Raw genomic sequence first — 22,120 nt, 5'->3', positions numbered from 1 at the left:
GGGGAATTATTTGTTTTTTAAAAAAGCACAGAGTGGGTGAGATTTACTACCTAAGCTTCTCATTCTCCAGTACTCGATTGTATCAGGGCAAACTTTCTCTTTGACGATCCACTGAATAAATTCTTGAAAAGAATTTTTCATTTCTGTATCGGCGTACTTCTTAAATAAAGCTTCTTCAAACGAAGCAATTATTAATTCTATCAATTCGCAGTCATCGAAGTTTTCAGCTCTAGTATCGTTGAAGTAGGCTATAAACTCGGAGGTTCTTTTGTAATCAGCGTTTATTATTCCCCAATCCCCATAGTCATCTGCCCTAGAACCTAAATTTAAGTCTTTGGAAATCCTCTGAATAGCTTCTGAATCTTCCATGCTGCCTAGACAATTAAATTGCTATACACCATCCAGCCGCCGTACAGGATGCACACTACCGACGAGAGCCAGACGGACGTGCGGCGCAGGCGGCGGCTCAGGCGCATGCGCTGGGTGAAGGGGATGCTGAGCAGGCCCGCTACGCCGAACATGCCGGCCACCGAGCCCAGGCCGAACACCACGATGTAGAGCAGGCCCAGCCAGGGGTTGCGGATTTCGGTGAGCACGAGCACCACCAGGGCCCCGCTGCCGGCCAGCCCGTGCACCAGCCCCACGGCAAAGGCCCAGCCGTGGGCCGTGCGGCTGAAGCGCGGCGGCCGGGCGGCGTGCTCGGTGAAGAGGCGGTGCACGGCCATGCCGATGAGCACCAGCCCCACCAGCGCCTCGAAGTAGCCCCAGTGCTGGAACGTGACGCGCCCCAGCAGCAGCACCGCCCCGATGAGGGCCAGCATGAGCGTGTGCCCAAGGCCCCAAAACAGGCCGTCGCGCAGGGCGGGGGTGAGGGCGTCGCGCCGCGAAACCATGTTGCTCACGGCCAGCACGTGGTCGGGCTCCAGGGCGTGGCCCAGGCCGGCCACCGAGGCAAATACAACGGGCAAGAGGCTTTCCATGCCGGAGCACGTGGGGCAAGGTGAGCCGGCAAGATAGGGGCCTGCGGGCCGCCGTGGGGCCCCAGGGCCCTACTTTTTTGATGAGCCGCCCGGCCACGGGAAACAAAATTTGTGGGTGCGCGCGCTGGCCGGGGCCCCGGGGAGTGCGGAGCAAGCCCTTAAAAACGCCTTAAATTTGCGGTTACTCCCGAACCATCGGGCCCCCAACCGGGTATTGCCGCCAATGAAACGCCTCGCCGCCCTCTTCCTGAGCTTGCTGATGCTGCTGGGGAGCTGCGTGCCCGAGAACGACCTGGGCGAGCTGGCCAAGCTGCCCGAGCTGGCGCGGCACTACCGCTTCCACCACTCGGCGGCGGGCGGGGGCCTCACGCTGGGGCAGTTTCTGGCCGAGCACTACGGGGCCGGCAGCGTGCACTACACCGGCTGCACCCTCTCGGCCCGCCACCGGCAAGACCACCACAACCTGCCCCTGCGCTGCCACCACGGCTGCGGGGCGGTGGCGTTTCTGGTGGCGCCCGCGGCGCAGTTTGGCCCGGCCCGGCGCGTGCCGCGGGCGGTGCCGGGGCCCCGCAGCACCTGGGCCGTGCGCTACCAATTCCGGCCCAGCGCCTCGCTGCTGCAACCGCCGCGAGCGTAGCCCGGTGGCCGCCCCCGGGGGCAGTGCGCCCGGTTGGGTCAGGGGCCCTGGGTGATGTAGTGTGTGGTTCAGTACATTGAAAATTAGTGGTTTGGGTGTAGCGTGTACTCTGCGAGTCCGCGCGTTGAACGGCCTACGCGCGGACTCGCAGAGTCCACGCTACGGGCGGCGCCGGGGCCCTGTTCCTGTCTTTTATGCTTGAAAAAATTATTGCCGCCAGCGTCCGCAACAAGCTGCTGGTGGCGCTCATGGTGCTGGCCCTCGTTGCGTGGGGCGGGTTTTCGGCGGCCAACCTGCCACTCGACGCCATCCCCGACGTCACCAACAACCAGGTGCAGGTCATCACGCAGAGCGACGCGCTGGCCGCCCAGGAGGTCGAGCAGCTCATCACGGTGCCGCTGGAGTTGCAGCTGCGCACCGTGCCTGGCGTGACGGAAATTCGGTCCATTTCGCGCTTCGGGCTCTCGGTGATTACCGTCGTCTTCCCCGACGACATGACCACTTACCAGACCCGGCAGCTGGTGGCCGAGAAGCTGAAAGCCGCCGAAGCCGACCTGGCCGCCGGCGCCGGCACGCCCACCATGGCGCCCATCACCACCGGCCTGGGTGAAATTTACCAATACAGCATCCGGGTGCTGCCGGGCTACGAAAAGCAGTTTGACTTGGCCAAGCTGCGCGACGTGCAGGACTGGATTGTGCGGCGCCAGCTGGCCGGCGTGACCGGCGTGGTGGACGTGAGCAGCTTCGGCGGCTACCTGCGCCAGTACGAGGTGGCCATCGACCCCGCCCGCCTGGCCTCGAACGGCGTGACGGTGGCCGAGCTCTACGCCGCCTTGCAGGACAACAACGCCAACACCGGCGGTGCCTATATCGAGCGGGGCCCCAACGCCTACTTCATCCGCGGCGAGGGCCGGGCCAACTCGCTTGACGACGTGGGCGCCACCGTCATCAAGCAGGCCGCCGCCGGGGCCCCGCTGCTGGTGCGCGACGTGGCCACCCTGCGCATGGGCCACGCCGTGCGCTACGGCGCCATGACGCGCAACGGCCAGGGAGAAACCGTGGGCGCGGTGGTGCTGATGCTGAAGGGCGCCAGCTCGGAAAAAACCATCCAGAACGTGAAAACGCGGGTGGCCGAGATCCAAAAAACGCTACCCAAGGGCCTGGTCATCACCCCGTTCCTCGACCGCACGAAGCTCATTGACAAGGCCATTGCCACCGTGGAGCACAACCTGGTGGAGGGCGGCGTGATTGTGCTGGTGGTGCTGCTGCTGCTGCTCGGCAACTGGCGCGCCGGGGTGGTGGTGGCCACCATGATTCCGCTGTGCATGCTGTTTGCGCTGGGCATGATGAGCCTGTTCGGCGTGTCGGCCAACCTGATGAGCCTGGGGGCCCTGGATTTCGGCCTCATCGTGGACGGGGCCGTGATTGTGGTGGAGGCCGTCATCTTCCACCTCGTGCACCAGCGCGCGCAGGCCGCCCGCGAAACCATGGACGACATGACCGAGGTGGCCGCCACGCGCCTCATGTCGTCGGCGCTGTTCGGGCAGCTCATCATCCTCATCGTGTATTTCCCCATCCTCTCGCTCACCGGCATCGAGGGCAAGATGTTCCGGCCCATGGCCCTCACCGTGAGCTTCGCCATCGTCGGGGCCATGCTGCTGTGCCTCACCTACGTGCCGGCCGTCACGGCCTGGGCCCTGCGCAAAGACATCAAGGAGGAAGGCACCGTGGCCTACCGCATCATGAAGTTTCTACACCGCGGCTACGACCCCATTATCCGCTGGGCCCTGGGGGCCCGGGCGGTGGTGGTGGGCGCGGCGGTGGCGCTGCTGGTGCTGGCGGGCTTCGTCTTTTCGCGGATGGGCGGCGAGTTCATCCCGCAACTCGACGAAGGCGACATTGCCCTGAACGTGACGCTGGCCCCGGGCTCGTCGCTGAGCCAAACCGTGGCCACCAACCTGCGCGTGCAGCAAATTTTGAAAGCCAAGTTTCCTGAAATCGAGCAGATTGTGGGCAAGAGCGGCACCTCCGAAATTCCCACCGACCCGATGTCGCTGGAAGACAGCGACGAGATGATCATCCTCAAAGACCACGGCCAGTGGACTTCGGCCGGCACCCGCGAGGAGTTGGCCAACAAGATGCAAGCGGCCCTGGCCGGCATTCCCGGCGTGACGATGGAGTTCCAGCAGCCCATCCAAATGCGCTTCAACGAGCTGATTTCGGGCGTGAAGTCCGACGTGAGCATCAAGATTTACGGCGACGACCTGGGCGTGCTCTACGACAAGGCCAACGAGGCCGCCGCGCTCATTCGCCCGCTGGCGGGGGTGGGCGACCTGAAGGTGGAGCAGATTGCCGCCCTGCCCCAGATGCGCGTGACCTACAACCGCCAGAAGCTGGCCCAGTACGGCGTGAAGGTGAGCGACTTGAACATGATTCTGCGCGCCTCCTTCGCTGGCGACGTGGCGGGCCAAGTGTACGAGGGCGAGCGGCGATATGACCTGGTGATGCGCCTCGACAGCGCCCACCGCCAGGGCCTGGGCAACCTACAGGACCTGTTCGTGGACGCGCCCGGGGGCCAGAAAATCCCGCTCGACGAGCTGGCCACCGTGGCCTACCGCAACGCGCCCATCCAAATTTCGCGCGACGACGCCCGCCGCCGCATCAACATCGGCATCAATGTGCGCGGCCGCGACGTGCAGAGCCTGGTGGAGGAAATCCAGGGCAAGCTCGGCCAGCGCCTCAAGCTACCCGCCGGCTACACCATCGTATACGGCGGGCAGTTTGAAAACCTGAACCACGCCATCGAGCGCCTCAAGGTTGCCGTGCCGGTGTCGCTGCTGCTCATTTTCCTGCTGCTCTACCTCTCGTTCCGGTCCATCAAGCAGGCGCTGCTCATTTTCACGGGCGTGCCACTGGCCACTATTGGCGGCATCCTGGCGCTGTGGCTGCGCGGCATGCCGTTCAGCATTTCGGCGGGCGTCGGGTTCATTGCCCTGTTCGGCGTGGCCGTGCTGAACGGCATCGTGCTGCTGGCCAGCCTCAACGAACTGGCGGCCGCGGGCGTGGCCAGCGTGCGCGACCGGGTGCTGCGCGCCACCGAGGAGCGGTTTCGGCCGGTGATCCTCACGGCCAGCGTGGCCTCGCTGGGCTTCCTGCCGATGGCGCTGAGCACCTCGGCCGGTGCCGAAGTGCAGAAGCCGTTGGCCACGGTGGTGATTGGGGGCCTCATTTCGGCCACCTTGCTCACGCTGGTGGTGCTGCCCGTGCTCTACGGCCTCTTCACCAAGGACGGCGAGCCCAACCCGCGCGACGCCGCCCGGGCCGCCACCGACGCCAAGCGCGCCGCCGAAACGGGGGAGGCCCCCAACCCGGACGCCGGCGCGCCCCAGGGCCCCCAGCAGGGCCCTAATCTCGGCCCGGCGCCGGCCCTCAAACCCGCCGCGGCCGTGGCCACCGCCCTGCTGCTGGCGCTGCTGGGGGCCCTGGCTATCCCGGCGCGGGCCCAAAACACGCTGGGCTCGACGGCTGGCCAGCCACTGAACTTGCGCGGGGCCCTGCAAGCGGCCGGGGCCCAAAACCAGTCGCTGCAAACCGCCGGCCTCCAAACCCAGCAGCAGCAAGCCCTGGTGCGCACCGGCCTGGAGGCGCCGCGCACCATCGTCGATTTCCAGCTCGGCCAGATTTCGGGGCCCCTGACCGACCGCACGTTCAACATCATCCAGCAGGCGGCGTTTCCGGGCGTGTACGTCGCCCAGCGCAAACTGCTGCAGGGCCAGAGCGTGACGGCCGAGCAGCAGGCCCGCTTGAGCCGGCGGGCGCTGGTGCAGGCCATCCGCTCGAACTACTACGGCTTGCTGGTGAGCTACCGCCGGGTGGCCCTGCTGCGCCGCCAGGACAGCCTGTACCGCCGCGCCGCCCACGCCGCCCTCATCCGCTACAAGGTGGGCGAAACCAACCGCCTGGAGCAAGTGGCCGCCGAAGCCCGCGCCCGCGAGCTGGAAAACCGCCTGCTCACCGCCCTCTCCGACCTAGAAGTGCAGCGCCAGCTGCTGGGCCAGCTGCTGGGCAGCGGGGCCCCGGCGGCCATCGACACCACCGACGCGCTGGTGGCCCCGCTCGCGGCCGCCGACACGGCCGCCCTTTCGCCCGAGAGCAACCCCACCCTGGGCCTGCTGCGCCAGCAAGTGGCCGTGAGCCAGCAGCAAACCCGCGTGGAGCAGCTGCGCCGCCTGCCCGACGTGCGGGCCGGCTACTTCCAGCAAACCCTGCGGCCCGAGTACCAGGCCCTGAGCGTGGTGCAGCTGGGCCTGGCCATTCCGCTGGTTGGCGGCGCCGGCCGGGCGCGGGTGGCCGCCGCCCGCCTCGGCGAGCAGGTGGCCGCGGGCCAGCTGGCCTACGCCACCAGCCAGCTCGGCACCCAGGTGCGCACGCTGCGCCTGCAGCTGCGGCGCGCCCGGGCCTCGCTCGATTACTACGAGCAGTCGGCCCTGCCCCAGGCCCGGCTTATCCTGAGCACGGCCGAAAAAAGCTTCCGCGCCGGCGACATCGACTACGTGACCTACGTGGTGAACACCGAGCCCGCCTGGCAAATCCAAATCAACTACCTCGACCAAGCCCAGCGCTACAACGACCTGGTGGTGAGCGTACAGGCGCTGACGGGTACGGATATCCCCGCTGCCCAGGGCCCTAAATAATGCGGCCCCACGCCAGTGCTGGGCGCCGTTCTTCCTCCTACGTATCCGACCAAACCCCAATGCCTTTCAACTTTAAATTTTACCCCGTGCTGGGGGCCCTGGCGCTGCTCACGGCCTGCGGCTCCAAGGCCGGCGACGCCGCCAAGACGGCCGACGCGCCCGCCCAGCCCGCCGCGCCGGCCGCTCCCGCCAACCCCGACCAAATCAGCGTGAGCCCCGCCCAGGAAAAAGCCGCGGGCATCACTTTCGGCACTTTTGAGCGGCAGAACATGACCACCGAAGTGCAGGCCAACGGCTCGGTGGAGGTGCCGCCTCAGAACCGCGTGTCCATCACGGCGGTGCTGGGTGGCTATGTGCAAAGCGTGGCCGTGCTGCCCGGCGAGCGGGTGCGGGCCGGCGCCACGGTGGCCACCCTGCGCTCGCCCGAGTACCTCACCATGCAGCAAAACTACCTTCAGAGCAAGGCCAAGGTGCGCTTCCTGGCCGAGGACCTGGAGCGCCAGCGCATCCTCGACGTGGAGGACGTGGGGGCCAAGCGCAAGCTGCAAATGGCCCGCGCCGACTACGCCACCGAGCAGGCCACGCTGCGCGCCACCGCCGCCCAGCTGCGGCTGCTGGGTATTTCGGTGGCCCGCCTCGACGCCACGGGCCAGATCGTGCAGAGCGTGCCGCTTGTTTCGCCCATTGCGGGCTACGTGAAGGCCGTCAACATCAACCCCGGCCAGTACGTGGGGCCCCAGGACGTGCTGGTGGAGGTACTGAACCGCGACGACTTGCACCTGGAGCTCAAGGTGTTCGAGAAGGACGTGGCCCAGGTGAAGGTGGGCCAGAAAATCCTCTTTAAGGTGCAGAACGCCGGGCGCGACGAGGAGCTGACGGCCCGCGTGTTTCTGGTGGGCAAGGCCTTCGACGACAACGCCCGCACCGTGCGCGTGCACGCCCACCTCGAGCCCGAACGCACCGATTTGCTGCCCGGCCAGTTCGTGGCCGCCCGCATCCAAACGGCCGGGGCCCGGGTGCGCACCCTGCCCGAGGAAGCCCTCATCCAGGCCGGCGAGCTGAGCTACATCTTCCGCGCCGTGGGCCAGGATTCGGGCCGCACCGTGTTTCGCCGCGTGAAGGTGCGCGCCGGGGCCCCCCAGCACGGCGACGTGGCCGTGGCCGTGCTCGACCCGCTGTCCGACACCACCCGGCTGGTCCGCAAAGGCGCCTACTTCCTCGACGCCGAGCTGCGCAAAGGCGAAGGCGGTGATTAAGTAGCTTGGACTCTGCAGTCCGAGCGCGAGCATGGCGAGCATCTGGCGCCTGCAATCGTCCGGTTCCGCCTGCTCGCTGCGCTCGCGCTCGGACTTGCAAAGTCCAAGCTACTGTTGGCTGGTTCGCAAGCTTGACGAAGGCGTGGGCCGTTTGGGGGCCCTATTCCTCTAGGCTGCGGCGGGCGAAGCGGGCCCAGTTGGGGTCGTAGCCGCTGTTGCCGAACAGGTAGAGCATGATGGCCCGGGAGTAGCGAAACACCAGCGGCGTGGCCACCAGCGTGAGGGCGGCCACCACCGTCACGTACACCCACGTATCGGGGTCGCCGGCCAGGAAGTAGAGGGCGATGCCCACGGCAAAGAAAATGCCCACCGCGAAGCCGAAGCTGATGTACATGGCCCCGAAGTAGAAGCCCGGCTCGGGTTCGTAGCTGAGGCCGCACACGGGGCAGGCGGCGGGCATTTCGGTGAATTTGGTGAGGCTGGTGGCGGGGTGCGTGAACAGGGCCCCCTCGTGGCAGCGCGGGCAGCGCAGGCCCAGCAGCGCCAGGGTAGAGGAAGTATTGGCGGATTCGGGTTCCATAAGCGGGGCGGAAGGGGAGGTGTAAAAGTAGGGGCCCGGCGGGCGGGGCGGCCGCGTTCGGGGCGCGGGCGGTAGTTTTGGGCATGATGCCTTCCTCCGCACCCATCCGCACTGGCTTACTGGCTTACGGCATGTCGGGCAAGCTGTTTCACGCGCCCTTCGTGGCCACCCACCCGGGCTTTGCGCTGCACGCCGTGGTGGAGCGCCACGAAAAACGCCTGGCCGCCGACTACCCCGGCGTGCGCAGCTACCCCAGCGTGGCCGAATTCCTGGCCGACCCCGCCCTCGAGCTGGTCGTCGTCAACACCCCCAGCGGCCTGCACTTCGAGCAGGCCCGCCAGGCCCTGCTGGCCGGCAAGCACGTGCTCATCGAAAAGCCCGTGGCCGCTTCCGCCGCCGAGTGGCAGGCCCTGGGGGCCCTGGCCCAGCAGCAGGGCCGCCACCTGCTGGCCTACCAAAACCGCCGCTGGGACACCGACTTCGGCGCCGTGCGCCGCGTGGTGGAAAGTGGCCAGCTTGGCTCGCTCATCGAAGCCCACTTCCGCTACGACCGCTACAAGATGGCCCTGAACGCCAAACCCTTTAAGGAAACGCCGGGCCCGGCCGTGGGCCTGGCCTACGACCTGGGGCCCCACCTCGTGGACCAGGCCGTATCCCTGTTTGGGCGGCCGCTGGGCGTGCGCAAGGTGCAGGGCCACTACCGGCCCGGCGGGCGGGTCGACGATTTTTTTAGCTTCCACCTGCGCTACCCCGCCGGCCTGAACGTGTGGCTGACGGCTGGCTTGCTGGTGGCGGCCCCCGGCCCGGCCTACGTGCTGCACGGCACCCAGGGCAGCTACCAGAAGGGCCGCACCGACCCCCAGGAGGCCCAGCTGCTGGCCGGCCTGCGCCCCACCGACCCCGCCTACGGCCACGAGCTGCCCGGCAGCGCCGGCCACCTCACCCTGGCCGGCCCCGACGGGGGCCTGAGCACCCAGCCCGACCCGGCCCCGACGGGAAACTATTTGGGCCTATTTGATGCTGTGGCCCAAACCATCCGCCACGGCCAGCCCTACCCGGTGCGCGCCGAGCAAGTAGCTTGGCAAATGGAAATCCTGGAACAACCGGCCGAGGCGTAGCGCCACTTGCATTCTACCGTGCCCTTTCCACGCCATGTATTGAATTGCCGCGCCCGGCCGCGCCGCGCCGCCGCTCGGTGGCTGCTGGTGCTGCTGTGCCTGCTGCTGGGGGCCCCTGGGGCCCGCGCCCAAGCCCCGGCCGATACCGTGCGCCGCCCCCGCACCGTGGCCCTCGACACGGTGGCCGTGGCCCCGCAGGCCGTGAACACGGAGGGCTGGCTGCTGCTCGACCCCGACATCCGCGGGGAGCTGGGCGGGGCAGTGGCCAACCTCTACAACTTCAAGTTCGACCGCGCCGAGCGGCAGTTCCGGTCGCTGCGCCGGCGCTACCCGCACCACCCCATGCCCTACTTTTTGCTGGGCCTGAACGTGTGGTGGAAGATGATGCCCAGCAACTTCACCGATACGAAGTACGACCGGCTGTTTTTGGCCTACATGGACACGACCATCGCCCAGGCCAAGCGCCGCTACGACGCCGACGACAAGAACTACGAAGCGTGCTTTTTTCTGGCGGCCGCCTATGGGTTTGAGGCCCGGCTGTTTGGCGAGCGCAGCTCCTACGCCAAGGCCAGCTTGTACAGCAAGCGGGCCCTCAACTACCTGGAGCGCAGCCGCGAAGCCAACGGCCTCAGCCCCGAGTTCCTGCTCGGCCAGGGCTTGTTCAACTACTACGCCGACGTCATCACCGAGGCGCATCCCTGGCTGAAACCCGTCCTGGTGTTCTTCCCGAAGGGCAACCGCGTGCTGGGCCTCCAGCAGGTGCGCACCGTGGCCACCGAGGGCTTCTACACCCGCACCGAGGCCAAAATCCAACTCATCGACATGCTGCAAAGCACGCGCGAGAAAAACCCCCTGGGGGCCCTGCAAATCTGCGCCGGCCTGCTGGCCGAATTCCCCGACAATGCCTACGTGCAGCGCGAGTACGCCAAGCTCTGCTTCGTGACGGGCAACATCGGGGCGGGCGAGGCCGTGAGCCGCCAAATGCTCGAAAAAATCAGCCTCGGCCTGCCCGGCTACGAGGCCACCAGCGGGCGCTACGCGGCTTACTACATGGGCTACTACAACCAGTTCATCTACCACAACCTGACGGCCGCCAAGGACTACTACCTGCGCTGCATCGTGTTTGCCGAAGTGAGCGGCCAAACCCAGCAGCGCTACTACTCCTACGCCAATGGCAACCTGGCCAAAATTGCCCTTCAGGAGCACGACGCCCCCGCCGCCCGCCGCTACTACCAGGCTGTGCTCGACCACGCCGACAAAGCCCTGCCCCTGCGCGCCGAGGCCCAGCAGTACCTCAAGCCGCGCAAAAAGTAGGGCCCTGTGGGGAGTTAAAAGTTGAGAGTTAAAAGTTAAAAATCACACAAACAGTGTTTTAACTTTTAACTCTCAACTTTTAACTCCCCACAGGGCCCCTAGCCGCTATTGCTGCGCCTGCTGCAACAGCCGCACGATGAGGCCGGTCCAGCCGGTTTGGTGGCTGGCGCCGAGGCCTTTGCCGTTGTCGCCGTCGAAGTACTCGTGGAAGAGCAGGTAGTCTTTGAAGTGCGGGTCGGTTTGAAGCAGCTCGGCCTGGGCGAAGGCCGGGCGGCGGCCGTCGGGGCCCCGCAGCAGCAGCCGGGTGAGGCGCTCGGCGAGGGCGGCGGCCACCTGGTGCAGGTTCAGCTCCTGGCCCGAGCCGGTGGGGTACTCGATGGTGAACGAGTCGCCGTAGTAAAAATGAAACCGCTGCAACGACTCGATGATGAGGTAGTTGACCGGAAACCAAATGGGGCCCCGCCAGTTGGAGTTGCCGCCAAACATATCGGAATCGGACTCGCCCGCCAGGTAGCTCACCTCAAACGACGCCTCGTCGGTGTGGTACTCGTAGGGCGCGGCCTGGTGGTGGCGCGAGAGCGAGCGAATGCCGTGGTCGGCCAGGAACTCGTGCTCGTCGAGCATGCGCGTGAGCACGTGGCGCAGGCGCGTGCGGCGCAGCAGGCTGAGGCGATGGCGGATGGGCTGGCCGGGCTCCTCTATCTGGCCCACAAGGGCGGCCAGGTGGGGGCGGTGGGTGAGCAGCCAGGTGGCCCGGGCCATGAACTGCGGCGCGGCCGCCAGCAGCTCATCGTCCAGGATTTCCACGGCGAAGAGCGGAATTAGGCCCACCATCGAGCGGATGCGCAGGCTGGTGCGCGAGTCGTCGGGGGCGTGCAGCACGTCGTAGTAAAAGTTGTCCTGCTCGTCCCAGAGGTTCAGCTCGCCGCCGCCGCCGTGCGTCATGGCGTCGGCGATGTAGAGGAAGTGCTCGAGGAACTTGCTGGCCATGTCCTGGTACACGGGGTTGGTTTGGGCCAGCTCCAGGGCCATGCGCATCAGGTTGAGGGCAAACATGGCCATCCAGCTGGTGCCGTCGCTCTGCTCCATTTTGCCGCCCGTGGGCAGCGGCGAGCTGCGGTCGAAGATGCCGATGTTGTCCATCCCCAAAAAGCCGCCCTCGAAGATGTTGCGCTCGTCGCGGTCCTTGCGGTTCACCCACCACGTGAAAGTCATCACCAGCTTCTGAAATACGGCCTCCAGAAAGGCACGGTCGCCGTGGCCGCCGTTCAGCTTTTTGTCCATTTGGTACACGCGCCAGGTGGCCCAGGCGTGCACCGGTGGGTTCACGTCCTCAAACTTCCACTCGTAGGCCGGCATCTGGCCGTTGGGGTGCAGGTAGCCGTCCTGGCAGAGCAGGCGCAGCTGGCCCTTGGCAAATTCGGCGTCCACGGCCGCCAGCGGCAGGCAGTGGAAAGCCAGGTCCCAGGCCGCGTACCACGGGTATTCCCACTTGTCGGGCATCGACACGATATCGGCATTGTGCAAATGCCGCCAGGTGGCATTGCGGCCCTCGCGGCGGGCGGCGGGCAGCGGGGCCTCGGGGTGGGCGGGGTCGCCGTCGAGCCACTGGGCCACATCGTAGTAGTAAAACTGCTTGCTCCAGAGCATGCCGGCGTAGGCCTGGCGCTGTACGTTGCGGGCATCGTCGCCCACTAGCCCTTCCTGCACGCACTCGTAAAACACGTCGGCCTCCTGCCGGCGGGCGGCAAACAAAGTGTCGAAATCGGCAAATGGGGCCCCCAGCTCGGCCTGGCTCAGGCGCAGGCGCACGGTGTAGGCTTGGCCCGGGGCCAAGGTGGCGGTGTAGCAGGCGGCGGCCTTGGTGCCGCGCCGGGCGGGGTTCACGGCCGCGTCGTCGCCCTCCACCACGTAGCGGTTGATGCCGTCTTTGTAATACGCGCCGGCGGCGGCTGGGGCCCCCGGCGCGGCGCTGGCGTCAGCTCCGCTGTCGGCGCCGGGCGGTACCTCGGGCCGGGTGTCGTTGTCGCAAAACAGCAGGGCGGCGGGCCCGTCGCAGTACAGCTGGTAGCGGCCCAGGGCGGGGTGCGCGGCGTGCACCGTGCCGGCGGGGCCGGCGGCCAGGGTGGGGCGGGTGTCGTCGTAGCCCCAGGCCCAGGTGTTGCGGAACCACAGCTGCGGCAGGATGGCCAGCGGCGCGGCCTCGGGGCCCCGGTTGTGGGCCGTGATGGTCACCAGGATGTCGTCGGGCCCGGCCTTGGCGTACTCGATGAACACGTCGAAGTAGCGGCCCTCGTCGAAAATACCGGTGTCGATGAGCTCATACTCCGGTTCCTGGCGGCTGCGGGCGGCGTTTTCCTGGCGCAGCTTTTCGTAGGGGAACGCAGCCTGCGGGTACTTGTACAGCATCCGCATGTAGGAGTGCGTGGGTGTGCTGTCGAGGTAATAATAAGCCTCCTTCACATCCTCGCCGTGGTTGCCCTCACCGTTGGTGAGGCCAAAGAGGCGCTCCTTGAGCTGGTCGTCCCGACCGTTCCAGAGGCCTACGGCGAAGCATAGGTGCTGCTGGTCGTCGGAGATGCCGCCCAAGCCTTCCTCGCCCCAGCGGTAGGCGTAGGCGCGGGCGCGCTCGTGGGTGATGTAGTCCCAGGCGCTGCCGTTGGGGCTGTAGTCTTCGCGCACCGTGCCCCACTGGCGCTCGGTGAGGTAGGGGCCAAATTTTTTCCAGGGGGCCGTTTTCGCGGTGGCCGCGGCGAGGCGTCGTTGTTCTTCCATTGGGGGCAAAGGGCGGGCGCAGGGGCGGGGCAAGGGGCCCCGCCGGGTGGCGCGTTGCCGCAAAGAAACGCACCCCAGCGCACGGGGTTGCGCTGGCCGCCGGCTAAGCCCGTGCGTAGGCCGCGTACCAAAGGGTGCCCAGGGGCTTGCAAAAGCAATTTAGGCGGGCCCCGGGGCAGAAAAGAAAGGGCGCAAAAAATGCGTGAACGGCCCCCGATAGGGCCCCGGCTAGGTCCCGGCCAGGCCCCGCGGCCGTTGGCCAAAAAGCACCGAACTTGCCGGCCCGTTCCCATCCCAACGCCCCTTGCCCATGCGCCACCATTTGTACGCCCTCGGGCTCGCCCTGCTGGCGGGCGCGGCCCACGCCCAGGCCCCCGCGGCCGCCCCGGCCACCGCCACCACCACCCGGGTGGCCCCCGCGGCGGCGCTGCCGCTCTCGCCCCGGCAGCTCTATCCTGGCCTGTTTGAGGCCGTGCAGCTCGGGCACGTGTACGCCGATAATAAAACCTTCGTAGACGCGCTGCCCAAGGCCCCGGTGGCCACCATTATGGCCGCCTACGCCCAACAGCACCAGCAGCCCGGCTTCAACCTGAAAGCCTTCACCGACACCTACTTCCAGGCCCCGGTTGCGGGCACGGACATCTACCGCAGCGACGTGGCCGCCGGCCTGCGCGCCCACCTCGACACGCTGTGGACGGTGCTGCAACGCCGCCCCGACGCCGCGGCCGTGACCCCGGGCTCGTCGCTGCTGCCGCTGCCGCACCCGTACCTGGTGCCCGGCGGCCGCTTCCGCGAGGTGTACTACTGGGATTCGTACTTCACGATGCTGGGCCTGGTGGACGCCCACCGCGTGGGCCTGGTGCGCGACATGGTGGACAATTTTGCCTACCTCATCGGGCGCTACGGCTTCATTCCCAACGGCAACCGCACGTATTACCTCACCCGCTCGCAGCCGCCTTTCTTCGCCCAAATGGTGGAGCTGCTGGCCACCGCCCAGGGCGACACCGTGCGCCGCCGCTACCAGGGGGCCCTGCTGGGCGAGTACGCCTACTGGATGGGCGGGGCCGACGCCGTGCGCGCCGGCACCGCCGCCGGCCCGGTGGTGCGCCTGCCCGGTGGGGCCCTGCTGAACCGCTACTGGGACGCCAGCACCGAGCCCCGCGAAGAATCGTACGCCGAGGACGTGGCCGCCGCCAAGCTCAGCCGCCAGGCCCCGGCCGCGTTCTACCGCAACATCCGGGCGGCGGCCGCCTCGGGCTGGGATTTCAGCAGCCGCTGGTTTGGGCCCGATAATACGCTGGGCTCCATCCAAACCACCGATTTGGTGGCCGTTGATTTGAACTGCCTGCTCTACGGGCTGGAGCAGACCATCGCCCGCGGCTACCGCCAGCAGGGCAACGCGGCCCAGGCCGCCGCCTTCGAGCAGAAGGCCACTCGCCGCAGCCAGGCCCTGCTGCAATACTGCTGGGACCCGGCCACCGGCTGGTTCCTCGACTACAACTGGCGGACGGGTAAGCGCTCGGCGCGGCCCACGCTGGCGGGCGTGTTTCCGCTGGCCCTGGGGCTGGCCCGGCCCGCCCAAGCCAAGCTGGTGGCAGCGGGGTTGGAGCGGGACTTCCTCAAGCCCGGCGGCCTCGTGACCACGCCCCTGCGCACCGGCCAGCAGTGGGACGCGCCCAACGCCTGGGCCCCCTTGCAGTGGATGAGCATCAGCGGGTTGCGCCAGTACAACCAGCCCGCGCTGGCCCGCACCATCGCCCTGCGCTGGGCCGGCCTGAACGCCCGCGTGTTCACCCAAACCGGCAAGCTGCTGGAGAAATACAACGTGCTGGACGTGAACACTGCGGCCGGCGGCGGCGAGTACCCCCTGCAAGACGGCTTCGGCTGGACCAACGGCACCCTGCTCTGGCTCCTGAACCGTTACCCCGAAGCTGGCAAGCCGCTGTAGGTTTGGTAATTGGTAGTTGACAGATTGGGGCCCCTGGGGTAAAACTAAGCTGTGCTTGGTCTTACCCCAGGGGCCCCAATCTGTCAACTACCAAGTTAGGCAGTGGGGAGGATGTCGTCGTCGTCGAGTACTATGGGCTCCATGCGCGGCACCAGGGCAAACATCAGCACCCAGGCCAGCAGGTAGGCCCCGCCGCAAATCAAAAACATGATGAAATACGCGTGGTTGAGCTGGCCGAGGGCCTCGTAGTGCACAAACATGCGCTTCTGCACCAGGGCCGTGAGGGCAATGCCGCCCAGGCCCCCGGCCATGCCGCCAATGCCCGTGACGGAGGCCACCGCCCGCTTCGGAAACATGTCCGACACGGTGGTGAAAATGTTGGCGCTCCAGGCCTGGTGGGCCGCCGCCGCGATGCCAATTACGCCCACGGCCAGCCACATGTTGGTGCGGCCCAGGTACTGCGCAAACACAATCGGGAACACGCAAAAGGCAATGAGCAGCATGGCCGACTTGCGGGCCTGGAACGCGGGCAGGCCGCGCTTCATGAAGCCCAGCGGCAGGTAGCCGCCGCCCACGCTGCCGATGCTTGAGAGCACGTATACGGCCGCCACCGGCAGGGCAATGCCCGTGCCCGTGAGGTGGTACTGCTTGCCCAGAAAGTCGGGGAGCCAGAACAGGTAAAACCACCAGATGGGGTCGGTGATGAACTTGCCAATCACGAAGGCCCAGGTTTGGCGGAAGCCCAGCAGGCGGCCCCACGAGGCCTTGGGTTTTTCCTCCACCACGCCCTCGGCGGGCAGGCCGGCAGGGATGTCGGCGTTGATGTAGTCGAACTCGGCCTTGCTGAGCTTGGGGTGGGTGGCGGGCGTTTCGTAGTGCTTGTTCCACAGCACCAGCCACACAAAACCCAGGGCCCCGGTGATGATGAACGCCCACTGCCAGCCGATGGTGACGGCAATCAGCGGCACCGTGAGCGGGGCGATGATGGCCCCCACGTTGGAGCCCGAGTTGAAGATGCCGGTGGCCAGGGCCCGCTCGCGCTGCGGAAACCACTCGGCGGTGGTTTTGATGGCCGCCGGGAAGTTGCCGGCCTCGGTGATGCCCAAAAAGGCCCGCGCTACCCCAAAGCCCAACGTGCTGCTAACCAGTGCGTGGCCCATCGCTGCCAGGCTCCATAGGGCCGTGGAAAGGGCGTAGCCCTTCTTCGTGCCCAGCTTGTCGATGATGCGGCCCGCGCCCACCATGCCCACCGCGTAGGCCAGTTTAAAGGCAATTTCGATGTTGGCGTAATCGCCCGAATTCCAGCTGAACGCTTTCTCCAGGTAGGGCTTCAGCAGCGAGATAACCGCCCGGTCGAGGTAGTTGATCGTGGTGGCGAAGAACACCAGCGAGCAGATGGTCCAGCGGTAGCGGCCAATGCCGGGGGCTGCGGCCACGGGCGGGGGCGGCGAGCTGCGAAGGGCGGGGTTCATGGGCGGTTATCAGTTAGGAGTTAGCAGTTGTCAGGCATCAAGTAAGGCGTGCCAGTGCCGTTTTTTGAGCGAACCGGCAACGACCAACTAGCAGCTGACAACTAAGCGCGCGCTTGCAAAAACTGCATGAGCGGGGCCACGCGGGCGGTAATCGTGGCCGGGTCGGCCGCGCCTTTAAAGAGCTGCGAGCCAATGCCCACCGCATTCACGCCGGCCCCAAACCATTCGCCCAGGCTCTCAGTCGTGGGCTCCACACCGCCGGTCACCATCAGCGGCACCTGGGGCATGGGGCCCCGCAGCGCCCGGACGTAGTCGGGCCCCACCAGGTTGCCGGGAAAGATTTTGACCAGGCCCGCCCCGAGTTGCTGGGCGGCGTAGATTTCGTTGGGCGTGAGGGCCCCCGGCACCCAGGCCACGCCGTGGGCGCGGCAGGCGCCGGCCACCTCGGCCGTGGTTACGGGCTGCACCACGAAGGCGGCCCCGGCCCCAATGAAGCGCTCAGCGTCGGCCGCGGTGTATATGGTGCCGATGCCGAGGATCAGCTCAGGCAATTCGGTGGTGAGCTTGGCTAAGGCCTGGAAAACCTCGAAAGCCTGGGGCCCCCGGTTGGTGAACTCAAACACCCGCACGCCGCCCGCGTAGCAGGCCCGCACCACGTCCTGGGCGTGGGCCGCGTCGGCGTGGTAGAAAACGGGCACCAGCGGCGCTTGCAGCGTGCGGGCCACCACATCAGCGGCAGAGAATGGAGACATTGGCCTTGGCAAAAGATAAACGATTGTGCGAAGATGACCCAATCCGGGGCCCCATCCTAGGAAAAACGCCGGGAACGTTTGCGGTAGCTGGGGCCCTCTTGGGGTCCCGAAACCTAACGCAGAAGCCGTCCGGTGGTGTTGCCGGCCACGATGTGCTCTACCTCCGCCGCCGATACCAGGTTGATGTCGCCGGCGATGGTGTGCTTCAGCGCCGAGGCCGCCGTGGCGAAAGCCAGGGCCCGCGCCGGGTCGGCGGGGTGTACCGTGGTGCCGTAGATGAAGCCGGAAATGAACGAGTCGCCCCCGCCGATGCGGTCGATGACCGGCGCAATGTCGTAGGGCGTGGTCTCGTAGTATTCGCCGCCTTGGTACAGCAGCCCGCGGATGCGCTCGTGCGAGGCGCTTTGGGTTTCGCGCTTGGTGGCAATGACCTGCCGGATTTGGGGGAAGCGGGCGATGAGCTGCTCGGCCATCGACACGAAGGAATTGGGGGCCCCGGCGGCGGGCCGGATGCCGAACAAGTCCTCGGCGTCGCCCTCGGTGCACACCACCAGGTCGCAGCCGGCCACCAGCGGCGGCATCACGTCCTGGGCTCGTTGGCTGTACTGCCACAAGTTGCGGCGGTAGTTCACGTCGGCCGACACGGTGAGGCCGCGGCGGCGGGCTTCGGCAATGGCCGCGCCGCAAGCCTGCGCCGCACTGGCCGAAATGGCGGGCGTGATGCCCGTCCAGTGCAGCCAGCGGGCATTGTCCAGGATTTTGGCCCAGTCAAACGCCGCCGGATCGAGGTGGGCAAATGATGATTCGGCCCGGTCGTACACGATGCGGCTGGGGCGCAGCGAGGCCCCCACTTCCAGAAAGTACAGGCCCAGCCGCCCGTTTTCGCTGAACACGCAGTGCTGCATGTCCACGCCGTAGCGTTGGAAATGCTCGGCCGCGGCGTGGCCCAGCGGGTTGGCGGGGAAGCAGCCGGCGTGGGCGGCGGGCTGGCCCAGCTGCACCAGGGCGGCGGCCACGTTGGCGTCGCCGCCGCCGTAGGTCACGGCCAGGGCAGGGGCCTGGGTCAGCCGCTCGTGGTTCGGCGGCGAGAGCCGCATCATAATTTCGCCGAACGTCACGACTTGCTTCATGCTGGATGGTTAGATTACTAGGGGGTTGAATTGTTAGTAGTTGAGTAGCGCGAGCGTGTACCGCCAAGCTGTGCTTGGCCTCGCCCTAGGGCCCCCACGGGTAGCATATGCGAGGCCAAACACAGCTTGGCGGTACACGCTCGCGCTGCTTAACTGCCGGCAAATATGCGCTAAACGTGCGCCTGCTTCGCCACCGGCGTTGCCGTTGGGGCCCCTTGCTCGAAGCCAAAGTACGCCTTGGCGTTGCGGTAGCTCACGTTTTCGACCACTTCGCCCAGCCACGGCATAATTTCCGCGGGCAGCTCGCCATTTGCTACGTCGCGGCCCAGCAGGTTGCACAGGATGCGGCGGAAGTACTCGTGGCGCGGGAAGGAGAGGAAGCTGCGCGAATCGGTGAGCATGCCCACGAAGCGGCTCAGCAAGCCCATGTTGCTCAGCGCATTGAGCTGCTTTTCCATGCCGTCCTTCTGGTCCAGGAACCACCAGCCGGAGCCGAACTGCACCTTGCCGGCCACCGAGCCGTCATTGAAATTGCCAATCATGGTAGCAATCAGCTCGTTGTCGGCGGGGTTGAGGTTGTAGATGATGGTTTTGGCCAGCTTGTCCTGGCTGTCGAGCCGGTCGAGGAAGCGCGAAAGGGCGCGGCCCTGGCTAAAGTCGCCGATGGAATCCCAGCCCGTGTCGGGGCCCAGTTGGCGCAGGGCGCGCGCGTTGTTATTACGCAGGGCCCCCAGGTGGAACTGCTGCGTCCAACCTTTTTCCCAGTCCAGCTCGGCCATAAATACCAGCAGCGCCGATTTCAACTGGTTGATTTCAAACGTATCCAGGTCGTAGCCGCCGCGCGCTTTGGCGAAGGCTGCCGCGGCCTCGCCTTCGGTGTAGTCGGCGGCGTACAGGTGCTCCAGGCCGTGGTCGGAGAGGCGGCAGCCTTGGGCGGCGAAGTAGTTGTGGCGCTGGCGCAGGGCCCCCAGCAGGTCGGCGTAGGTGTGGATTTCCTGGCCCGCCGCCGCGCCCAGCCGGTCGAGGTACTGGTTGTAGTCGGCCGCCTCCGGGGTCATGGCCTTGTCGGGGCGGAAGGTAGGCAGGATGCGCGTGGCCAGGCCGCTGGTGGCCAGGGCCCTATGGTGCTCCAGCGAGTCGGCGGGGTCGTCGGTGGTGCACACGGTTTCCACCTTCATCTTGGTCAGCAGGCTCTGCACCGAAAACTCCGGCGTGCGCAGCTGAGCGTTGCAGGCATCGTAGATGCGGCGGGCGCTGTTTTTGTCGAGCAGCTCGGTGATGCCAAAGTAGCGCTGCAACTCCAGGTGTGCCCAGTGGTACAAGGGGTTACGCACGGTGTAGGGCACGGTTTCGGCCCATTTCTCGAACTTCTCCCAGTCCGAAGCGTCGCCCGTAATAAACCGCTCGTTTACACCGTTGGCCCGCATGGCGCGCCACTTGTAGTGGTCGCCGTAAAGCCACACCTGCGTCAGGTTGTCAAACTGCCGGTCCTGGGCAATCTGGTCGGGCGGCAGGTGGCAGTGGTAGTCGATAATGGGCTGCGAGGCGGCGTGCTGGTGGTAGAGCTGGCGCGCCGCGTCGGTTTGCAGCAGAAAATCTTCGTTCAAAAAGGGCTTGCTCATGGGACGAACAGGGCGGAGGCGGGTGAGATACGGGGGCGAAAGTAGGGCCCCTAGGTACGGCTTGCATGAACGGCGCGGGCCGTCGGCATTAAAAAAAGGAGTGAGGGTGGGCGCTCACAGCGAAACGCCCCGCTTCCAGGGGATGAAGTCTTCCTGGCCGTGGCGCACGGCGCTGACCTCGGTTTCGCCGCTGGCCACGCGCACCAGGTAGTCGAGAATCCGTTCGCCGGCCTGCTCAATGGTTTCCTCGCCGTCGATGACGGTGCCGGTGTTCAGGTCGATGATGTCGGGCATGCGCAGGGCCAGCTTGGTGTTGGAGCTCACCTTGACGACGGGCGCCACGGGGTTGCCGGTGGGGGTGCCCAGGCCGGTGGTGAACACCACGATGTTGGCCCCCGAGCCCACCTCGGCGGTGGTGCTTTCCACGTCGTTGCCGGGCGTGCAGAGCAGGTTCAGGCCGGGCTGCGTCACCAGCTCGGGGTAGTCGAGCACGGCCACCACCGGCGACGAGCCGCCCTTGCGGGCCGCCCCGGCCGACTTCATGGCGTCGGTAATCAGCCCGTCGCGGATGTTGCCCGGCGAGGGGTTCATGTCGAAGCCCGAGCCCACGGCCACGGCGCTGTCGCCGTAGGCCTTCATGAGGGAGGTGAAGCGGTGGGCCGTTTCGGGCGTCACCGAGCGGTTCACAATTTCCTGCTCCACGCCGCACAGCTCCGGAAACTCGGCCAGGATAACGGAGGCCCCCAGGGCCACCAGCACGTCGGAAGCGTAGCCCAGCGCGGGGTTGGCCGAAATGCCCGAGAAGCCGTCCGAGCCGCCGCACTCTAGGCCCAGCGTGAGCTTGCTGAGCGGCGCGGGCTGGCGGCGCTGGCCGTTGGCCTGCATCAGGCCCACGAAGGTTTGGCGCAGGGCCTGGCTCACCAGCGTTTCCTCGGTGCCCAGCTGCTGCTGCTCCAGCACGAATAGCGGCTTGCTGAAGTTCGGGTCGCGCTTGGCAATTTCGGCTTGCAGCATGGCCACTTGCGCGTTCTGGCAGCCGAGGCTGAGTACGGTGGCGCCGGCCACGTTGGGGTGCGTGATGTAGCCAGCCAGCAGGCCGCACAGCGTCTGCGCGTCCTGCCGAATGCCGCCGCAGCCGCCCTCGTGGGTGAGGAAGTGTACGCCGTCCACGTTTGGGAACAGGCGTGGCTTGGGGGCCCCATTTAAGGCCCCGGCCAGGTCGGCCTGCAGGATTTCCTCCACTGATTTGCCGGCCTGCATCAGCTCGATTAGGGCTTGGGTTTGGGGCTGGTAGCTTTTGCGGCGGCCGTAGCCGAGGTCGTCCACCAGGGCTTCTTGCAGTACCTGGATGTTGCGGTTTTCGCAGAACACCAGCGGCACCACCAGCCAGTGGTTGGCCGTGCCCACGCGCCCATCGGCCCGGTGGAAGCCCTGGAAAGTGCGGCCCTGCCAGTGCGTTACGTCGGGGGCTACCCAGGGGGCCCGGGTTTGGCCTTCGTCGTAGCCGTCGGTGGCGTGCGCGATGTTGGCGGTGGTGAGCAGGCCGCCGGCGGGCACGGCCTGGCGCATGCGGCCCACCAGCACGCCGTACATGGTCACGGCGTCGCCGGGCGCCAGCGGGTGCATGGCCAGCTTGTGCTTGGCCGGAATGGCGGCCGTGGTGGTCACGGTGAAGCCGCCGGCCGTCACGGGCGTGCCGATGGGCAGGTCGGTGAGGGCTACCAGCACATTGTCGGCGGGGTGGATTTTCGCAACCAGGTGTTTCATAATGAATTAGGCTAACCAGAATAAAAAACCAGGCCCCACACCCGGCGGCGGCAAACTGAGCCGGCCCTGCCCCGC

Annotated in this window: 15 protein-coding genes; 6 read left to right on the top strand and 9 right to left on the bottom strand. The window is 66.7% G+C overall.

Annotated elements, in window-relative coordinates; genetic code table 11:
* Nucleotides 1-6: 6 nt before the first annotated feature.
* Complete coding sequence (locus EAH73_RS00450) at nucleotides 7-369, bottom strand: hypothetical protein (RefSeq protein ID WP_140464342.1); 363 nt, start codon at nucleotides 367-369, stop codon at nucleotides 7-9.
* A gap of 5 nt (nucleotides 370-374) precedes the next feature.
* Nucleotides 375-980, bottom strand: coding sequence for an urease accessory protein (locus EAH73_RS00445; RefSeq protein ID WP_140464341.1), 606 nt, complete (start codon nucleotides 978-980; stop codon nucleotides 375-377).
* 223 nt (nucleotides 981-1,203) lie between these two features.
* On the opposite strand from EAH73_RS00445, the gene EAH73_RS00440 reads away from it, so the two are divergent.
* The 3 genes from EAH73_RS00440 (at nucleotide 1,204) to EAH73_RS00430 (ending at nucleotide 7,567) form a co-directional block, all read left to right on the top strand.
* Nucleotides 1,204-1,617: a hypothetical protein gene (locus EAH73_RS00440; protein ID WP_140464340.1), complete on the top strand. Its 414-nt coding sequence runs from the start codon at nucleotides 1,204-1,206 to the stop codon at nucleotides 1,615-1,617.
* A 194-nt stretch (nucleotides 1,618-1,811) separates the two neighbouring features.
* Complete coding sequence (locus EAH73_RS00435) at nucleotides 1,812-6,311, top strand: CusA/CzcA family heavy metal efflux RND transporter (protein WP_140464339.1); 4,500 nt, start codon at nucleotides 1,812-1,814, stop codon at nucleotides 6,309-6,311.
* A gap of 59 nt (nucleotides 6,312-6,370) precedes the next feature.
* The gene (locus EAH73_RS00430; protein ID WP_161599396.1) at nucleotides 6,371-7,567 is read left to right on the top strand and encodes an efflux RND transporter periplasmic adaptor subunit; all 1,197 of its coding nucleotides are present in this window, start codon (nucleotides 6,371-6,373) and stop codon (nucleotides 7,565-7,567) included.
* 160 nt (nucleotides 7,568-7,727) lie between these two features.
* On the opposite strand, the gene EAH73_RS00425 is transcribed toward EAH73_RS00430, so the two are convergent.
* Nucleotides 7,728-8,147, bottom strand: a complete 420-nt coding sequence (locus tag EAH73_RS00425; protein WP_240047087.1) for a DUF983 domain-containing protein — start codon at nucleotides 8,145-8,147, stop codon at nucleotides 7,728-7,730.
* 83 nt (nucleotides 8,148-8,230) lie between these two features.
* On the opposite strand from EAH73_RS00425, the gene EAH73_RS00420 reads away from it, so the two are divergent.
* Both EAH73_RS00420 and EAH73_RS00415 read left to right on the top strand, forming a co-directional pair.
* Complete coding sequence (locus EAH73_RS00420) at nucleotides 8,231-9,265, top strand: Gfo/Idh/MocA family oxidoreductase (protein WP_240047086.1); 1,035 nt, start codon at nucleotides 8,231-8,233, stop codon at nucleotides 9,263-9,265.
* A 39-nt stretch (nucleotides 9,266-9,304) separates the two neighbouring features.
* Nucleotides 9,305-10,579: a tol-pal system protein YbgF gene (locus EAH73_RS00415; protein WP_240047085.1), complete on the top strand. Its 1,275-nt coding sequence runs from the start codon at nucleotides 9,305-9,307 to the stop codon at nucleotides 10,577-10,579.
* Between the two features lie 105 nt (nucleotides 10,580-10,684).
* Here EAH73_RS00415 and EAH73_RS00410 read toward each other — a convergent pair whose 3' ends face one another.
* The gene (locus EAH73_RS00410; RefSeq protein WP_140464337.1) at nucleotides 10,685-13,354 is read right to left on the bottom strand and encodes an MGH1-like glycoside hydrolase domain-containing protein; all 2,670 of its coding nucleotides are present in this window, start codon (nucleotides 13,352-13,354) and stop codon (nucleotides 10,685-10,687) included.
* Between the two features lie 310 nt (nucleotides 13,355-13,664).
* Here EAH73_RS00410 and treF point away from each other — a divergent pair, with 310 nt between their 5' ends.
* The gene (gene treF, locus EAH73_RS00405) at nucleotides 13,665-15,302 is read left to right on the top strand and encodes an alpha,alpha-trehalase TreF (protein WP_140464336.1); all 1,638 of its coding nucleotides are present in this window, start codon (nucleotides 13,665-13,667) and stop codon (nucleotides 15,300-15,302) included.
* 95 nt (nucleotides 15,303-15,397) lie between these two features.
* Here treF and EAH73_RS00400 read toward each other — a convergent pair whose 3' ends face one another.
* From EAH73_RS00400 to EAH73_RS00380, 5 genes are all read right to left on the bottom strand, one after another.
* Complete coding sequence (locus EAH73_RS00400) at nucleotides 15,398-16,774, bottom strand: MFS transporter (RefSeq protein ID WP_140464335.1); 1,377 nt, start codon at nucleotides 16,772-16,774, stop codon at nucleotides 15,398-15,400.
* Between the two features lie 101 nt (nucleotides 16,775-16,875).
* Nucleotides 16,876-17,526: a bifunctional 4-hydroxy-2-oxoglutarate aldolase/2-dehydro-3-deoxy-phosphogluconate aldolase gene (locus EAH73_RS00395; RefSeq protein ID WP_140464334.1), complete on the bottom strand. Its 651-nt coding sequence runs from the start codon at nucleotides 17,524-17,526 to the stop codon at nucleotides 16,876-16,878.
* 113 nt (nucleotides 17,527-17,639) lie between these two features.
* Entirely contained in the window at nucleotides 17,640-18,656 is a 1,017-nt protein-coding gene (locus tag EAH73_RS00390; RefSeq protein WP_140464333.1) for a sugar kinase, read from the bottom strand.
* 170 nt (nucleotides 18,657-18,826) lie between these two features.
* The gene (uxaC, locus tag EAH73_RS00385; RefSeq protein WP_140464332.1) at nucleotides 18,827-20,278 is read right to left on the bottom strand and encodes a glucuronate isomerase; all 1,452 of its coding nucleotides are present in this window, start codon (nucleotides 20,276-20,278) and stop codon (nucleotides 18,827-18,829) included.
* A 114-nt stretch (nucleotides 20,279-20,392) separates the two neighbouring features.
* Nucleotides 20,393-22,045, bottom strand: a complete 1,653-nt coding sequence (locus tag EAH73_RS00380; RefSeq protein ID WP_140464331.1) for a UxaA family hydrolase — start codon at nucleotides 22,043-22,045, stop codon at nucleotides 20,393-20,395.
* Nucleotides 22,046-22,120: the final 75 nt, after the last annotated feature.

Origin of the sequence: Hymenobacter nivis (genome assembly GCF_006439025.1) — a bacterium.
Lineage (GTDB): Bacteria > Bacteroidota > Bacteroidia > Cytophagales > Hymenobacteraceae > Hymenobacter > Hymenobacter nivis_A.
This window is presented reverse-complemented; position numbering and strand designations above follow the sequence as displayed.